Annotated in this window: 11 protein-coding genes and 1 pseudogene; 4 read left to right on the top strand and 8 right to left on the bottom strand. The window is 72.6% G+C overall.

The genetic code is table 11. The features are described from left to right. The 8 genes and pseudogenes from GTW40_RS12210 to iolC all read right to left on the bottom strand — a co-directional run. A pseudogene (locus GTW40_RS12210) lies at positions 1-1061 on the bottom strand (hypothetical protein); the annotation flags it as partial. A gap of 2 nt (positions 1062-1063) precedes the next feature. Further along, positions 1064-2896 (bottom strand): HSP90 family protein, encoded by a 1833-nt coding sequence (locus GTW40_RS12205; protein WP_161180194.1) that lies wholly within the window; start codon positions 2894-2896, stop codon positions 1064-1066. Positions 2897-2964: 68 nt separating this feature from the next. After that, positions 2965-3942, bottom strand: coding sequence for a hypothetical protein (locus GTW40_RS12200; protein ID WP_161180193.1), 978 nt, complete (start codon positions 3940-3942; stop codon positions 2965-2967). Positions 3943-4085: 143 nt separating this feature from the next. Then, positions 4086-5588 carry a CoA-acylating methylmalonate-semialdehyde dehydrogenase gene (gene mmsA, locus GTW40_RS12195; RefSeq protein ID WP_161180192.1) on the bottom strand — a complete coding sequence of 501 codons (1503 nt, stop codon included), beginning with the start codon at positions 5586-5588 and terminating at the stop codon, positions 4086-4088. A 16-nt stretch (positions 5589-5604) separates the two neighbouring features. After that, positions 5605-7485 carry a 3D-(3,5/4)-trihydroxycyclohexane-1,2-dione acylhydrolase (decyclizing) gene (iolD, locus tag GTW40_RS12190; RefSeq protein WP_161180191.1) on the bottom strand — a complete coding sequence of 627 codons (1881 nt, stop codon included), beginning with the start codon at positions 7483-7485 and terminating at the stop codon, positions 5605-5607. Then, positions 7482-8306: a 5-deoxy-glucuronate isomerase gene (iolB, locus tag GTW40_RS12185; protein WP_161180190.1), complete on the bottom strand. Its 825-nt coding sequence runs from the start codon at positions 8304-8306 to the stop codon at positions 7482-7484. The genes iolD and iolB overlap by 4 nt, the downstream gene beginning before the upstream one ends. A gap of 7 nt (positions 8307-8313) precedes the next feature. After that, positions 8314-9231, bottom strand: a complete 918-nt coding sequence (locus GTW40_RS12180; RefSeq protein WP_161180189.1) for a deoxyribose-phosphate aldolase — start codon at positions 9229-9231, stop codon at positions 8314-8316. Further along, entirely contained in the window at positions 9228-10178 is a 951-nt protein-coding gene (gene iolC / locus GTW40_RS12175; RefSeq protein WP_161180188.1) for a 5-dehydro-2-deoxygluconokinase, read from the bottom strand. The genes GTW40_RS12180 and iolC overlap by 4 nt, the downstream gene beginning before the upstream one ends. 127 nt (positions 10179-10305) lie before the next feature. Between iolC and GTW40_RS12170 the strand changes: the two genes are divergently transcribed. The 4 genes from GTW40_RS12170 to GTW40_RS12155 all read left to right on the top strand — a co-directional run bounded on the left by GTW40_RS12170 (position 10306) and on the right by GTW40_RS12155 (position 14624). After that, positions 10306-11220: a sugar phosphate isomerase/epimerase gene (locus GTW40_RS12170; RefSeq protein WP_161180187.1), complete on the top strand. Its 915-nt coding sequence runs from the start codon at positions 10306-10308 to the stop codon at positions 11218-11220. A 349-nt stretch (positions 11221-11569) separates the two neighbouring features. Beyond that, positions 11570-11767, top strand: a complete 198-nt coding sequence (locus tag GTW40_RS12165; RefSeq protein ID WP_018545008.1) for a MerR family transcriptional regulator — start codon at positions 11570-11572, stop codon at positions 11765-11767. A gap of 240 nt (positions 11768-12007) precedes the next feature. After that, positions 12008-12247: a heavy-metal-associated domain-containing protein gene (locus GTW40_RS12160; protein WP_018545007.1), complete on the top strand. Its 240-nt coding sequence runs from the start codon at positions 12008-12010 to the stop codon at positions 12245-12247. Positions 12248-12371: 124 nt separating this feature from the next. After that, on the top strand, positions 12372-14624 hold the full coding sequence (locus tag GTW40_RS12155; RefSeq protein ID WP_161180186.1) for a heavy metal translocating P-type ATPase: 2253 nt from the start codon (positions 12372-12374) through the stop codon (positions 14622-14624). The last annotated feature ends 86 nt before the right edge of the window (positions 14625-14710 follow it).

Raw genomic sequence — 14710 nt, 5'->3', positions numbered from 1 at the left:
AGGCGGGCCCTGCGGCGGTCGGTGTGGGCGCTCGTGCCGTTGCGGTCGTCGAAGCGGGCGGCGAGGTCGTCGGCGCGGCCCCGCACCTCGGCGCGCAGGGCGGCCACCGTCCAGGAGCGGCCGGGGTATCCGGCGGCGGGCAGCTCGCCGTGGCCGAGGAGTTCGACGCGCTGGAGGAGGACCTCCACGCCGGTGAGGAAGTCGTACAGGTCCAGCGGCGAGTCCGCCTCCTCGAACAGGTTGCGGTTCTCGGCGAGGAGTTCCAGGCCGCGCGCCTCGTTGCCGGTGAGGGCGCAGAACTCCAGGTGGCGGCCGACCTCGCGGGACATCGAGGGGTTGCGGCGGCAGGCGCGGTACCCGGCGAGGTGCAGGGTGCGGGCCCGGTCGGCCTGACCGGTGCGCAGCAGGGGCAGCAGCGCGTACGAGATCGAGCGGGCCGGTTCCTCCTGGCAGGACTCCTTCCCCTCCAGGACGGTCTCCCAGATGCCCAGCGCCCGCTCGTCGTCGCCGCTCTCCAGGTGGTACAGCGCCCGCTCGCAGATCTCGCAGGCCTCGCAGTCGCTGAGCGGCTCACGGGCGCGGGCCGCCCACAGCTCGTAGGCGAGGCGGGTCTCCTCCCCTGTGTGGGCGGCGAGTTGATAGCGCTGCCCGTAGTACGGCTGGAGGCCGAAGCCCGCCTTCTCGTACCGGTCGCGCATCTCGGTCAGCCACTGGCGCAGGCTCGCGAGCGGGATCTCGGGCAGGGCGCGCAGGGCGTTGGCGACCCACTTGAACCGCCAGAACAGCACGCGGCGCATACGGTCGTCGAAGATGTCGGGCTGCTCGTCGTAGAGGCCCAGCAGCCGGGCGAAGACGACCGGCGACTTACGGGGTTCGGAGCCGTAGGTGTACGCCTCCTGGAGTTCCATGAGGGCGCGGAAGAGCGCGAGGGGCTCGGCGAACTGCTCGGCGGCCTCGGCGAGTTCCTCGGCGGTGACGGTGCGGGTGCGGCCGTAGGGGCGCTCGCGGTTCTCCCGGAGCGACTGGAACAGCTCGTCGGTGGTCTGGGGTGCGGTCGGCATCGTCAGCTGTCCTTGCGCAGGGCGTGGGCGAGAAGGTCGAGGAAGGAGCGGTTGATGAGGCTCGACTCGGCGGGCCGGAGCGGGCGCCGGGACAGCATCGCGGCCTGGCCGTAGAGGGCTTCGGCGCTGGTGCGGGCCAGTTCGGGTTCGTCGATGGCGACGGCGGTGCGGACCAGCGGGTTGAGCTGGTTGAGGATCAGCTGGGCGCGGGGGGCCTCCTGGCGCAGATGGCCGAGGATGTCGCCCCACAGGCCGCCCTCCTGCTCGCGGGCCAGCTGGGAGCGGGTGCGCTCGTGGCGGGCCTCGCGGCTGTCGATCAGCAGGGCGGGGGCGGAGGCGGGGTGGAAGGTGCGCAGCGCGACGTCGCAGTCGAAGACGGCGAGGGCGTCGCGGGCCTGGGCGAGGTAGGCCGCGGCGGCGAGTTCCGTCGCGCGGTCGACCGGGTCGAGGTGGGCGGTGAGGGTCGCCGGGTCGAGGTCGGCGACCGTGACCTCGGGCCTGATCTCGGGCAGCCGGTGGACCAGTTCGCGGTCGTAGGTGTAGCCGCCGTTGACGACGCCGAGTCCGGCGGCCGAGGCGATGGCCGCGACCTGCCGGAACTCCTCCACGCTGGAGGTGACGAGCACGGTGCGGTGGGTGCGCGCGAACTCGTCCAGGGTGGCGTGCCCGTCGGTGGTCTCGAACGGCAGCCAGGGCAGCAGCATCCGCAGGATCTCGTCGTCGTGGACGGCGAGCGACTTGACGGCCAGGTGGTGGACCTGGAGGAAGCGGCCGAGCAGCTCCGGGGCGCTGGCGGCGGTCCTCGCGAGCCACGCGCGCAGCCGCTCGGCGAGGGCGTCGCGGACGGCGGCGAGCGTGTCGTCCTCGTACAGCGCCTCGCGGGACGCCGTCGGGCGCAGGCTCTCGGCGTCGATCACGCAGCGCACGAAGAACGCCCACTCGGGCAGGATCTCCTCGGCCTGCTCGGACAGCAGCATGCCCTTCACATGCACGCGGTGGCCGTGGCGGCGCCCGGCGGGCACGGTCTCGGGCAGCACGCACGCGATGCCCTTCAGGCCCACGGCCGGCAGGTCCAGCTCGATGGTGTCCAGCGGAGTGAACCCGAAGACCTCCTCGCCGTACGCGGCGAGTTCACGGCGCCGGGCTCCCGGCGTGGGGTGGGGCCGGTCCCAGGGCGCGGGCTCGGGGTTGACCGGCGCCGGGTCGCCCCTGCCGTCGTCGAAGGTGACCGGGTGACGCAGGAGCGAGCCGAAGTGCAGGGCGAGCGCGTGCACTTGGGCCGGGGCGGTCCACTCGCGCGCGTCGGCACGCGGCGTCAGGGTGACGGTGGTGCCGGGCCGGGGGCGCACGGAGGCGGGCAGCGTACGGACGCTGTAGCTGCCGTCGCCGCGTCCGCGCCACTCCACGGCCGGCGCGTCGGGGGTACGGGCGCTGCGGCTGAGGACGTGGATCTCGTCCGCGACCAGGAAGCAGGAGAGCAGTCCGATGCCGAACTGGCCGATGAAATCACCGCGTTGCTCGGCTATCTTCTCGGCGCGCTTGCTGCTGCGGCCGATCGTGGCGAGGAACGTGTGCACATCGGCCTCGGTGAGACCGACACCGTCGTCCTCGACGCGCACGGACGAGCCGTCGGCGTAGAGCCGGATGCCGAAGTCGCCTGCGGAGGCGGCCGGTTCGAGGGTGTGCCGGGCGGTCAGCGCGTCCACCGCGTTCTGCAGGAGTTCGCGGAGATAGACGCGGGGGCTGGAGTAGAGGTGGTGGGAGAGGAGGTCGACCAGGCCGCGCAGGTCCACCTGGAAGGTGCGGTCGGCAGGGAAGGGGGCGTTCTTGGTCATCGCGGAGTCCGGGGTGGGGTGTTCGGGTGGGCGGGGCGCATGCGGGGCGGCGGGCTGCGGGCCGCGGCTCAGCCGAGGCGGCGGAACTGGGCGTACATCTTCTCCGGCCGCGCGATGTACTTCCACGGCCACGGGGTGTACGCACCGCCCAGCTCGTGGAAGACGCGCGGGGCCACGATGCTCTCGGAGGAGAGTCCCAGGGCCATGGCGAAGATGTTGAAGTCCTCCTGCCAGCCCGGCCGCCGCTCGTAGTCGGGGTGGAGGATGCTGCGCCTGGCCGCGTCCCTCAACTCGTCCTGGATCTCCGGGGTGTCGAGGCTTTCCTTGTTCTCCGACTCCACCCAGTCCTCGATGTGCGCCATGGGGATCACACACCCGAGGCGATGTCCGTCCGGTGCGCCGCCGAACGCCTCGCGGGCGAACGCCAGGGCCTGGCCCGGCTCACCGTTCCACCGGGGCTGCAGATACGACACCCACTCGATGTGGGTCTCCAGGTCCAGCGGATCACGGCGCAGGGCCGCGTCGAGCCGGACCTCGTTGACCGCCCGGCCGCGCGAGATGCCGCGCCCGGAGGTGAGGAGCCTGCGCCACGGCGTGACCCACTCGGGCCGTGACTCGGCCGCCTCCAGAAGGTGTTCCTCCGCCGTTTCGAGCCGCTCGTGGAAGATCTGCCACTGCTCCCGCGTGACGTCCTTGGCCCGTGCGCCGGTACGCGCCTCCCAGCCCCACAGGACGTGGCGCGCCCCGGATATCAGCAGGGCCGTCGCCCGGTGCTCCTCGTCCTCCTCGGCGACCCGGCCGATCCAGTCCTGCAGACCGTCCACGGCGGCCAGTTCGCTCAGGACCTGGTGGTCACGGCCGAGGTCGAAGGGAACCAGCGCCCCCTTGACCGCCGCCCAGTCCCCCGCCTCGGCCGCCTGCACCGCCGCGAGCACGCGTACGTCCCCGAGCGCGTCCAGCGCGTACACGCGGTTCCCGCGCGGGGCCGGAAGCGCGAACGGATTCGCCTCCGTTCTCTTCCCGCCCCCGAACAGCTTGCCGAACATGCCGCGCCCTCCCCTGGTCCCGGTGATCGTCGGGGGCAGCATAGGCGGCACCGCTGACGGTGCGGCCACCGAGTTTTCGACGGCTGGACCCGGCATCCGGGCCCAGCCGTCCCACGGTCCGGCTCAGCGGCAGGCGGTACCGCTCAGTGGTTGCGCGGGAAGCCCAGGTCCACGCCCGCCGGGGCGTCGGCCGGGTCGGGCCAGCGGGTGGTGACGACCTTGCCGCGGGTGTAGAAGTGCGTGCCGTCGTTGCCGTAGATGTGGTGGTCGCCGAAGAGGGAGTCCTTCCAGCCGCCGAAGGAGTGGTAGCCGACGGGGACCGGGATCGGGACGTTGACGCCGACCATGCCGGCCTCGACCTCCAGCTGGAAGCGGCGGGCGGCGCCGCCGTCGCGGGTGAAGATCGCGGTGCCGTTGCCGAAGGGGGAGGCGTTGATGAGGGCGATGCCGTCGTCGTAGCTGTCCACGCGCAGCACGGTCAGCACCGGGCCGAAGATCTCGTCCTGGTACGCCTTGGCGGTGACCGGCACCTTGTCGAGCAGGGAGATGCCGATCCAGTGGCCGTCCTCGTACCCCTCGACGGTGTAGCCGGTGCCGTCGAGCACGACCTCGGCGCCCTCGGCGGCGGCGCCGGAGACGTAGGAGGCCACCTTGTCGCGGTGGGCCGCCGTGATCAGCGGGCCCATCTCGGAGGACGGGTCGGTGCCGGGGCCGATCTTGATCTTCTCGGCGCGCTCGCGGATCTTCTCCACCAGCTCGTCGCCGATGGCACCGACCGCGACGACGGCGGAGATGGCCATGCAGCGCTCGCCCGCCGAGCCGTAGGCGGCGCTCACCGCCGCGTCCGCGGCCGCGTCGAGGTCGGCGTCCGGCAGGACCAGCATGTGGTTCTTGGCGCCGCCGAGCGCCTGGACGCGCTTGCCGTGGGCGGAGGCGGTGGTGTGGATGTAGCGGGCGATCGGGGTCGAGCCGACGAACGACACCGCCTTCACGTCCGGGTGCTCCAGGAGCCGGTCGACGGCCACCTTGTCGCCGTGCACGACGTTGAACACGCCGTCCGGCAGCCCCGCCTCGGCCAGCAGCTCGGCGATCCTGAGAGAGACCGAGGGGTCCTTCTCCGACGGCTTCAGCACGAAGGTGTTGCCGCACGCGACGGCGATCGGGAACATCCACATCGGCACCATGGCCGGGAAGTTGAACGGCGTGATGCCCGCGACGACACCGAGCGGCTGGCGGATCGAGGCCACGTCGACGTTGCTCGCGACCTGCGTCGACAGCTCGCCCTTGAGCTGCACGGTGATCCCGCAGGCCAGGTCCACGATCTCCAGGCCGCGCGCGACCTCGCCGAGCGCGTCGGAGTGCACCTTGCCGTGCTCGGCGGTGATCAGCGCGGCGATCTCGTCGCGGTGCTCGTCAAGCAGCGCGCGGAACTTGAACAGGATCGTGGTGCGCTGGGCCAGCGAGGAGTGGCGCCAGGTCGCGAAGGCGTCCTTGGCGGCGGCGACCGCCGCGTCCACCTCCTCCACCGTGGCGAAGGCGACCTGGGTGGTGACCTCGCCGGTCGCCGGGTCGGTGACCGGCCCGTACGTACCCGACGCGCCCTCGGCGGTCTTGCCGCCGATCCAGTGGTTGACGGTCTTCGTCATGTCCTCGGGCTCCTTGTCACAGATGGCGGCGGCGGGCCGACCGGTGCCGTTCGTACAGCTCGCGTGCCTTGACCGCGGACGGCCTGGTCGCGGTCTCGGCCACGGGAACATCCCACCAGGCCGCGGCCGGGGGCGCTCCCGACACACTGTCGGACGTTTCGGTCTCCACGTAGACACATGTGGGAGTGTCGGCGGCCCGCGCCTCGGCGAGGGCGGCCCGCAGCTCCCCCACGGTCCGCGCGCGCAGCACCCGCATCCCCAGGCTGGCCGCGTTGGCGGCGAGGTCCACGGGCAGCGGGGCGCCGGTGTAGGTGCCGTCGGGCGCGGTGTGACGGTAGGCGGTGCCGAAGCGCTCGGCGCCGACCGACTCCGAGAGGCCGCCGATGGAGGCGTAGCCGTGGTTCTGGATCAGCACCATCTTGAGCGCCACGCCCTCCTGCACAGCGGTGACGATCTCGGTCGGCATCATCAGATACGTCCCGTCGCCGACCAGCGCCCACACGTTCCGCTCGGGCGCGGCGAGCTTCACGCCGAGGGCGGCCGGGATCTCGTAGCCCATGCAGGAGTAGCCGTACTCCAGGTGGTACTGGTCACGGGAGCGGGCGCGCCAGAGTTTGTGCAGGTCGCCGGGGAGGGAGCCGGCGGCGTTGACGATGATGTCGCTCTCGTCCACCAGGGCGTCGAGCGCACCGACGACCTGCGGCTGGGTCGGCACCGCGTCCGGGTCACCGGCGGCGAAACAGGCGTCGACCCGGCGCTCCCAGTCGGCCTTGGCCGCCGTGTACCCCTCGATGTACGTCTCCGGCACCCGGTGGTCGTGCATCTCCAGCGCCTCGGTCAGCTCGCCGAGCCCGCTGCGGGCGTCCGCGACCAGCGGGAGTCCGGACATCTTGTGGCCGTCGAAGGGCGCGATGTTGAGGTTGAGGAAGCGCACCCCGGGGTGCTCGAAGAGGGTGCCGGAGGCGGTGGTGAAGTCGGTGTACCGGGTGCCGACCCCGATCACCAGGTCGGCGGCGCGGGCGAGTTCGTCGGCGGTGGCGGTGCCGGTGTGGCCGATCCCGCCCACGTCCTGGGGGTGGTCGTACGCCAGCGCCCCCTTGCCCGCCTGCGTGGAGGCGACCGGGATGCCGGTGACGGAGGCGAACTCCGCGAGGGCCGTCTCGGCGCGGCTGTGGTGGACCCCACCCCCGGCGATGACGAGAGGGCGCCGAGCCTCCCTGATCACCCTTACGGCTTCGGCGAGTTCGGTCGGGTCCGCTCCCGGACGCCGTACGGTCCACACCCGCTCGGCGAAGAACTCCTCGGGCCAGTCGTACGCCTCCGCCTGCACGTCCTGCGGCAGCGCGAGCGTGACGGCGCCGGTCTCGACGGGGTCGGTGAGGACGCGTACGGCCTGGAGCGCGGCCGGGATCAGGGCCTCGGGGCGGGTGATCCGGTCGAAGTACCGGGACACCGGGCGCAGGGTGTCGTTCACCGACACGTCGCCCGCGTACGGGACTTCGAGCTGCTGGAGGACGGGGTCGGCAGGGCGCCCCGCGAACACGTCGCCGGGGAGGAGCAGGACCGGGAGGTGGTTGATGGTGGCGAGGGCGGCGCCGGTGACGAGGTTGGTGGCGCCGGGGCCGATGGAGGTGGTGACGGCGTGCGTGGAGAGGCGGCTGGACTGGCGTGCGTAACCAACGGCCGCGTGCACCATGGCCTGTTCGTTGCGGCCCTGGTGGTACGGCATCAACTCCCGTTGTTCCACGAGTGCTTGACCGAGCCCCGCGACGTTGCCGTGGCCGAAGATGCCCCAGGTGGCGCTGATGAGCCGACGCCGGACACCGTCCCGCTCGGTGTACTGGGCGGCGAGGAAGCGGACGAGCGCCTGCGCGACCGTGAGGCGGACGGTGGTCATCGGTAGCCCCCTGCGGTCTCGGTGTGGTCCGGGTGGAAGCGGATGCGCCATTCGCGGGTCGCGCCGGGGCCCGCCATCACGTTGAGGTAGTACATGGCGTGGCCGGGCTGGGCGATCGACGGCCCGTGCCAGCCGTCCGGGACGAGGACGGCGTCACCCGTGCGGACCTCCGCGAGCACGTCGGCGCCGCCCGCGCGGGAGGGGAAGACCCGCTGGTAGCCGAGGCCGCCGTCCTCGATCTCGAAGTAGTAGATCTCCTCCAGCTCCGACTCCTCGCCGGGCAGGTGCTCGTCGTGCTTGTGCGGCGGGTAGGAGGACCAGTTGCCGCCGGGGGTGATCACCTCGACGGCGATGAGCTTGTCGCAGTCGAAGGCACCGGCGGCGGCGAAGTTGCGCACCCGGCGGGCGCAGGTGCCGCTGCCGCGTTCTTCGACGGGGACCTCCGGCGCGGGGCCGTAGCGGGCGGGGAGTTGTCGCTCGCACTTCGCTCCTGCCAGGGCGAAGCGGCCTCCCGCGCCGGAGGCGATCTGGACCCGGGCGTCACGGGGTGCGTACGCGAAGTCGCTGACCTGCGCGAACACGCTTTCCCGGCCCTGGATCTGATACGTGGTCTCGTCAATTTGTACGGTACATGCACCTTGCAGGGGCAGCACGATCCATTCGGCGTCCCCGGTGTCGAAGACATGTGCGGCACCGGGGTCGAGGTGGACGACGCGCAGGGCGGTGTGGGCCCAGCCGGGGCGCCCGGGGCCGATGTCGAGGGCGTACGGGCCGTGCGCCGCGCTCCCGGCGGACAGATGCAGTCCGTTGCTGGTCGTCATGCGCCCCTCACAGCAGTCCGGCGGCGGTGTCCACGGCGGCGGCCACGTCGCCGTCCGCCGGGTACAGAAGCGAGCGGCCGACCACCAGGCCGCGCACGGTGGGGAGTTGGAGCGCGCCGCGCCACTTCTCGTACGCGGCGGCCTGTTCCTCGACCGATCCCCCGGCCTCGCCGCCGAGCAGCACCGCGGGCAGGGTGGTGGTGGCCATGACCTCGGCCATGTCGTCGGGGTTCTCGGTGACGGGCACCTTCAGCCAGGTGTAGGCGGAGGTGCCGCCGAGCCCGGAGGCGATGGCGAGGGAGCGGGTGACCGCCTGTGCCGAGAGATCGTTGCGCAGCCGTCCGTCCGGGCCGCGTCCGCTGAGGAACGGCTCGATGAACACGGGTAGTTGGCGCTCCGCCATCGCGTCCACGGCCCGGGCCGCGCTCTCCAGGGTGGCCAGCGAACCCGGGTCGGTGTAGTCGACGCGCAGCAGCAGCTTGCCCGCGTCGAACCGCAGCCGCCGGATGTCCTCCGGGCGGTGCCCGGTGAAGCGGTCGTCCAGCTCGAAGTCGGCGCCCTGGAGTCCGCCCCGGTTCATGGAACCCAGCACGACCTTGCCTTCGAGGGCGCCGAGCAGCAGCAGGTCGTCCAGGATGTCGGCGGTGGCCAGCACTCCGTCCACCCCCGGCCGGGACAGCGCCAGACACAGCCGCTCCAGCAGATCGCCCCGGTTGGCCATGGCGAACTCCCGCCCCCCGGCCCCGAGCGCACCCCGGGCAGGATGGTCGGCGGCCACGATCAGCAGCCGCTCACTGGCCCGGAGCAGGGGACGGCGGACCCGGCGGGCGGCCGCCTCGGCGACGGCCTCGGGGTGACGGGTGCGGAGGTGGACGAGGGTGGAGACGTCCACCCGGACACCGTCGGCGGTCCGGCCCGCGCTCACCGCACCGCTCCCGCCGCCAGCGCGGCCGACACCTCGTCCGGAGTGGGCATCGCCGACGAGCACTCCAGGCGCGAGGCCACGATGGCCCCGGCGGCGTTGGCGTGCCGCATCACCGTCTCCAGGTCCCACCCTGCCAGCAGCCCGTGGCACAGCGAGCCCCCGAACGCGTCCCCGGCGCCGAGGCCGTTGAGGACGGTGACGGGCAGCGGGGGCACCTCCGCGCTCTCCCCGTCCCGGCTCACCGCGAGCACCCCCTTGGGCCCCTGCTTCACCACGGCCAGCTCCACCCCGGCGGCCAGCAACGCCTCGGCGGCGGCGTGGGGTTCGCGGACACCGGTGGCGATCTCGACCTCGTCCAGGTTGCCGACGGCGACGGTGGCGTGGCGCAGGGCCTCGGCGTAGAAGGGCCGGGCGGTGTCGGGGTCCTGCCAGAACATCGGCCGCCAGTCCAGGTCGAAGACGGTGACACCGGAGCGGGCGCGGTGGGCGAGGGCGTCGAGGGTGGCCGTACGGCTCGGTTCCTCGCTCAGGCCCGTACCCGTGACCCAGAAGACACGCGCCGCGCGGATCGCGTCCAGGTCGAGTTCGCCGGGGTGGATCTCCAGGTCGGGGGCCTTGGGCAGCCGGTAGAAGTAGAGCGGGAAGTCGTCCGGCGGGAAGACCTCGCAGAAGGTGACCGGGGTGGGCAGTCCGGGGACCGGGGTGACCCAGCGGTCGTCCACGCCGAAGCCGCGCAGCGCCTCGTGGAGGTAGTCGCCGAAGGGGTCGGCGCCGGTACGGGTGATCACGGCGGTACGCAGTCCGAGCCGGGCGGCGGCCACCGCGACGTTGGTGGCCGAGCCGCCGAGGAACTTGCCGAAGGACGACACCTCGGCCAGCGGAACCCCGGTCTGGAGCGGGTAGAGGTCCACCCCGATCCGCCCCATGGTGATCAGGTCGTACACCATCGACTCCCCTTCGCGCCGGGTCTCTTCCCGGTGTTCTAGTCCGGTCCGGTGAGCCCTGTCAATGTTTTGTCCGGACATTCGGACCAGGTATTGACACCCCTTCCGGCGGACGCCCACGCTGGCGCCCATGACGTCGCTGCCGACTTCCCCACTGTCCCGTATCCGCGTCGGATCGGCCCCCGACTCCTGGGGTGTGTGGTTCCCGGACGACCCCCGGCAGGTGCCCTGGCGACGCTTCCTCGACGAGGTCGCGGACGCCGGGTACGAGTGGATCGAGCTGGGCCCGTACGGCTATCTGCCGACCGACCCGGCCGTGCTCACCGAGGAGACCGCCCGGCGCGGTCTGAAGGTGTCCGCAGGGACCGTCTTCACCGGCCTCCACCACGGCCCGGCGGTCTGGGAGCGGACCTGGGAGCACGTCTCGGCCATCGCGGACCTCACCCGGGCGATGGGCGCCCGCCATCTGGTCGTCATCCCCTCCTTCTGGCGCGACGACAAGACCGGCGAGGTGCTGGAGCCGTCCGAACTGACCGCGGAGCAGTGGCGGAACCTGACCTCGCTGACCGAGCGCCTGGGCCGCGAGGTGCGCGAGCGGTACGGCCTGACGATCGCCGTCCACCCGCACGCCGACACCCACATCGACACCGAGGAGAACGTCACCCGCTTCCTGGACGGCACCGACTCCGCCCAGGTCTCGCTCTGCCTGGACACCGGGCACTACGCCTACTGCGGCGGCGACAGCGTCAAGCTGATCGAGACCTACGGCGAGCGGATCGGCTACCTCCACCTCAAGCAGGTGGACCCGGAGATCCTGGCCGCGGTGCGCGCCGAGGGCACGCCGTTCGGCCCGGCGGTCGCGCGGGGCGTGATGTGCGAGCCGCCCGCCGGGGTGCCCGCGCTCGGCCCGGTCCTGGAGGCGGCGGCACGCCTGGACACCGATCTGTTCGCGATCGTCGAGCAGGACATGTACCCGTGCGAGCCGGACCGCCCGCTGCCGATCGCCCGGCGGACCCGGGCGTTCCTGCGCTCGTGCGGGGCGTGACGCGGGCCGGAACCCGCAGGGCGTGACGCACGCCGAAACCCGCAGGGGGTATGACGTACGCGGAGGTTGACGCCCGGAGCGGGCCGGGACCCCCGGACCCCGTCCGCGTCAACCCGCCACGCCCGCCGCTCGTCATACTGATCGGCTGCGGTTCCGTCACGAATACGCCCCTCCTGTCACATACGTCGCGCTTACGCGGGTCCTCCGTCACACCCGTCCCACAAACCCCTCCCGGTGGTCACTCTGTGTCGTTGAGTCGGCACAGGCTTGTGATCACCAGCGCTGCGCCCGGTCCCCCGACGGCCGCCCCCGGCCGTGCCCGTGGCGCGCGCGCAGGGAGGTGCGACTCATGACCGACCGAAGGCTCTGGTCCTACAAGGAGATCGCGGCGCACATCCGGGTGCAGCCGGACACCGTGCGGTCCTATCGCAAGCACGGCCTGCTGCCCCCGCCCGACCTCGTGGAGGGCGGCAAGCCCTACTGGTACGCCGACACGGTGCGCGCCTGGGTCGCCTCGCGCCCCGGCAACCGCGGCCGCAGGGACTGAGCCTCCGTCACCATCGCGTCCCACGAACGCCCGTACCCGCCCCCCGGAGGGCGGTGTGCGGGCGTTCTCCGTACTGCGACAAAGCGCGCGTATACATAGGGTGCGGGAGGATTCACCCATCATCGGGGAGCCCTTGGGGAATACCCCCTAGGGGTATAGTGTTGACAGAGGTGAGGCTCCCCCGAGGACCCCACCGGCCACACCGGCCCCGCCCCACGCACATCCGACGAGGAGAACGACATGAGCGCCCAGACCGACACCCCGGGCTCCGTCACCGCCGTCTACCAGGTGAGCGGCATGAGCTGCGGCCACTGCGAGGGCTCCGTCTCCGCCGAGATCTCCGAGATCCCCGGCGTCAGCTCGGTCAAGGCCGTCGCCTCGACCGGCGAGGTCACGGTCGTCTCCGCCGCCCCGCTCGACGAGGAGGCCGTCCGCGCCGCCGTCGACGAGGCCGGCTTCGAGCTGGCCGGCCGCGCCTGACGGCACCGGTCACGCCTCCGGCCCGCACCCGCGCGGGTCCGGCGAAACACCTTCCCCGACCGGGCCGTACCGACCAGCTCATACTGGATTCCGTACGGCCCGGTCCGATGTCTGGAGTCCGGACATGACCAGCACCACCGAAGAGACACGGCAGGCGGACGGCACCGCCTCGCAGGTCGAGCTGCTCGTCGGCGGCATGACCTGCGCGTCCTGCGCCGCCCGGGTGGAGAAGAAGCTCAACCGCATGGACGGCGTGAGCGCCACCGTCAACTACGCCACGGAGAAGGCCAAGGTCAGCTACGGCCCCGGGGTGAAGGTCGCCGACCTGATCGCCACCGTCGTGAAGACCGGGTACACCGCCGAGGAGCCGCCGCCCCCGGAGCCCGAGCCCGAGGAGGACACCGGGAAGGGCGCCGAGGAGCGCGACCCGGAGTCGGCCGCGCTGCGGCAGCGGCTGCTCGTCTCCGTCGTCCTCGCCGTCCCGGTCGTCCTGCTCGCCATGGTCCCGGCGCTCCAGTTCGACAACTGGCAGTGGCTCTCGCTGACCCTCGCGGCACCCGTCGTCGTCTGGGGCGGGCTGCCCTTCCACCGGGCCGCCTGGACCAATCTGCGGCACGGCGCGGCCACCATGGACACCCTGGTCTCGGTCGGCACGCTGGCCGCGTTCGGCTGGTCCCTGTGGGCGCTGTTCTTCGGCGACGCGGGCATGGCCGGGATGCACGACTCCTTCCGCCTCACCGTCTCGCGCACCGAGGGCGCCTCCGCGATCTATCTGGAGGTCGCCTCCGGCGTCGTCGCGCTGATCCTGCTCGGCCGCTATCTGGAGGCCCGCTCCAAGCGCCGCGCCGGTGCCGCCCTGCGCGCGCTGATGGAACTGGGCGCCAAGGACGTGGCCGTGCTGCGCGAGGGGCGTGAGACGCGGGTGCCGGTGTCCTCGCTGGCCGTGGGCGACCGGTTCGTCGTACGGCCCGGCGAGAAGATCGCCACCGACGGCACCGTGACCGAGGGCGTCTCCGCCGTGGACGCCTCCATGCTGACCGGCGAGTCCGTGCCGGTGGACGTGGGCCCCGGCGACCGGGTCACCGGCGCCACCGTCAACGCGGGCGGCCGCCTTGTGGTCGAGGCGACCCGGGTCGGCGCGGACACCCAGCTCGCCCGGATGGCCCGCCTGGTGGAGGACGCGCAGAACGGCAAGGCCCAGGTGCAGCGGCTCGCCGACCGGATCTCCGCCGTGTTCGTGCCCGTCGTCATCCTGATCGCGCTCGGCACCTTCGGCGTCTGGCTCGGGGTCACCGGGGACACGGCGGCCGCGTTCACCGCCGCCGTCGCCGTCCTGATCATCGCCTGCCCGTGCGCGCTCGGCCTCGCCACCCCGACCGCGCTGATGGTCGGCACCGGGCGGGGTGCCCAGCTCGGCATCCTCATCAAGGGCCCCGAGGTCCTGGAGTCCACCCGCCGCGTCGACACCGTCCTGCTGGACAAGACCGGCACCGTCACCACCGGCCGGATGACCCTCCAGGAGGTGTACGCGGCCCCCGGTGAGGACGAGAAGGAGGTGCTGCGCCTCGCGGGCGCCCTGGAGCACGCCTCCGAGCACCCCGTGGCCCGTGCGATCGCCGCAGGGGCCGAGGAGCGGGTCGGCACGCTGCCGCCGGTCGAGCACTTCGAGAACGTCCCCGGACGGGGCGTACGCGGCCGCGTGGACGGCCACGAGGTGAGCGCGGGGCGGTTCGGCGACGAGCTGTCCGGGGAGCTGGCGGCCGCCCGTGCCGCGGCCGAGGAAGCGGGCCGTACGGCCGTCATGGTCGGCTGGGACGGGCGGGCCCGCGCGGTGCTGGCCGTCGCGGACGCGGTCAAGGAGACCAGCGCCGGGGCGGTGCGCGAACTGCGTGCCCTCGGCCTCACCCCGGTCCTGCTCACCGGCGACAACCGCACGGTCGCCGAGGCGGTCGCGCGCGAGGTCGGCATCGACGAGGTGATCGCGGAGGTCCTCCCCGAGGACAAGGTGGAGGCGGTACGGCGCCTGCAGCGCGAGGGGCGGACCGTGGCCATGGTGGGTGACGGCGTCAACGACGCGGCCGCCCTCGCCGCCGCCGATCTCGGACTCGCCATGGGCACTGGGACCGACGCGGCCATCGAGGCGGGCGATCTGACCCTGGTGCGCGGCGATCTGCGGGTGGCCGCGGATGCCATCCGGCTGTCCCGGAAGACCCTGGCCACCATCAAGGGCAACCTGGTGTGGGCCTTCGGCTACAACGTCGCCGCGCTGCCGCTGGCCGCCGCGGGGCTGCTGAACCCCATGATCGCCGGGGCCGCGATGGCCTTCTCGTCCGTGTTCGTCGTCACGAACAGTCTGCGACTGCGCCGCTTTGCCTGAAATACCCCCCGGTTACCGGCGGTTCGGGCCGGGAGAAGTAAGAGTCCCCCTAGAGTCGGGCCCTTGCCTCACATAAGCTCTTCACA

This window comes from Streptomyces sp. SID4985 (assembly GCF_009863025.1).
In the GTDB taxonomy this organism is placed as follows: Bacteria; Actinomycetota; Actinomycetes; order Streptomycetales; family Streptomycetaceae; genus Streptomyces.
This window is presented reverse-complemented; position numbering and strand designations above follow the sequence as displayed.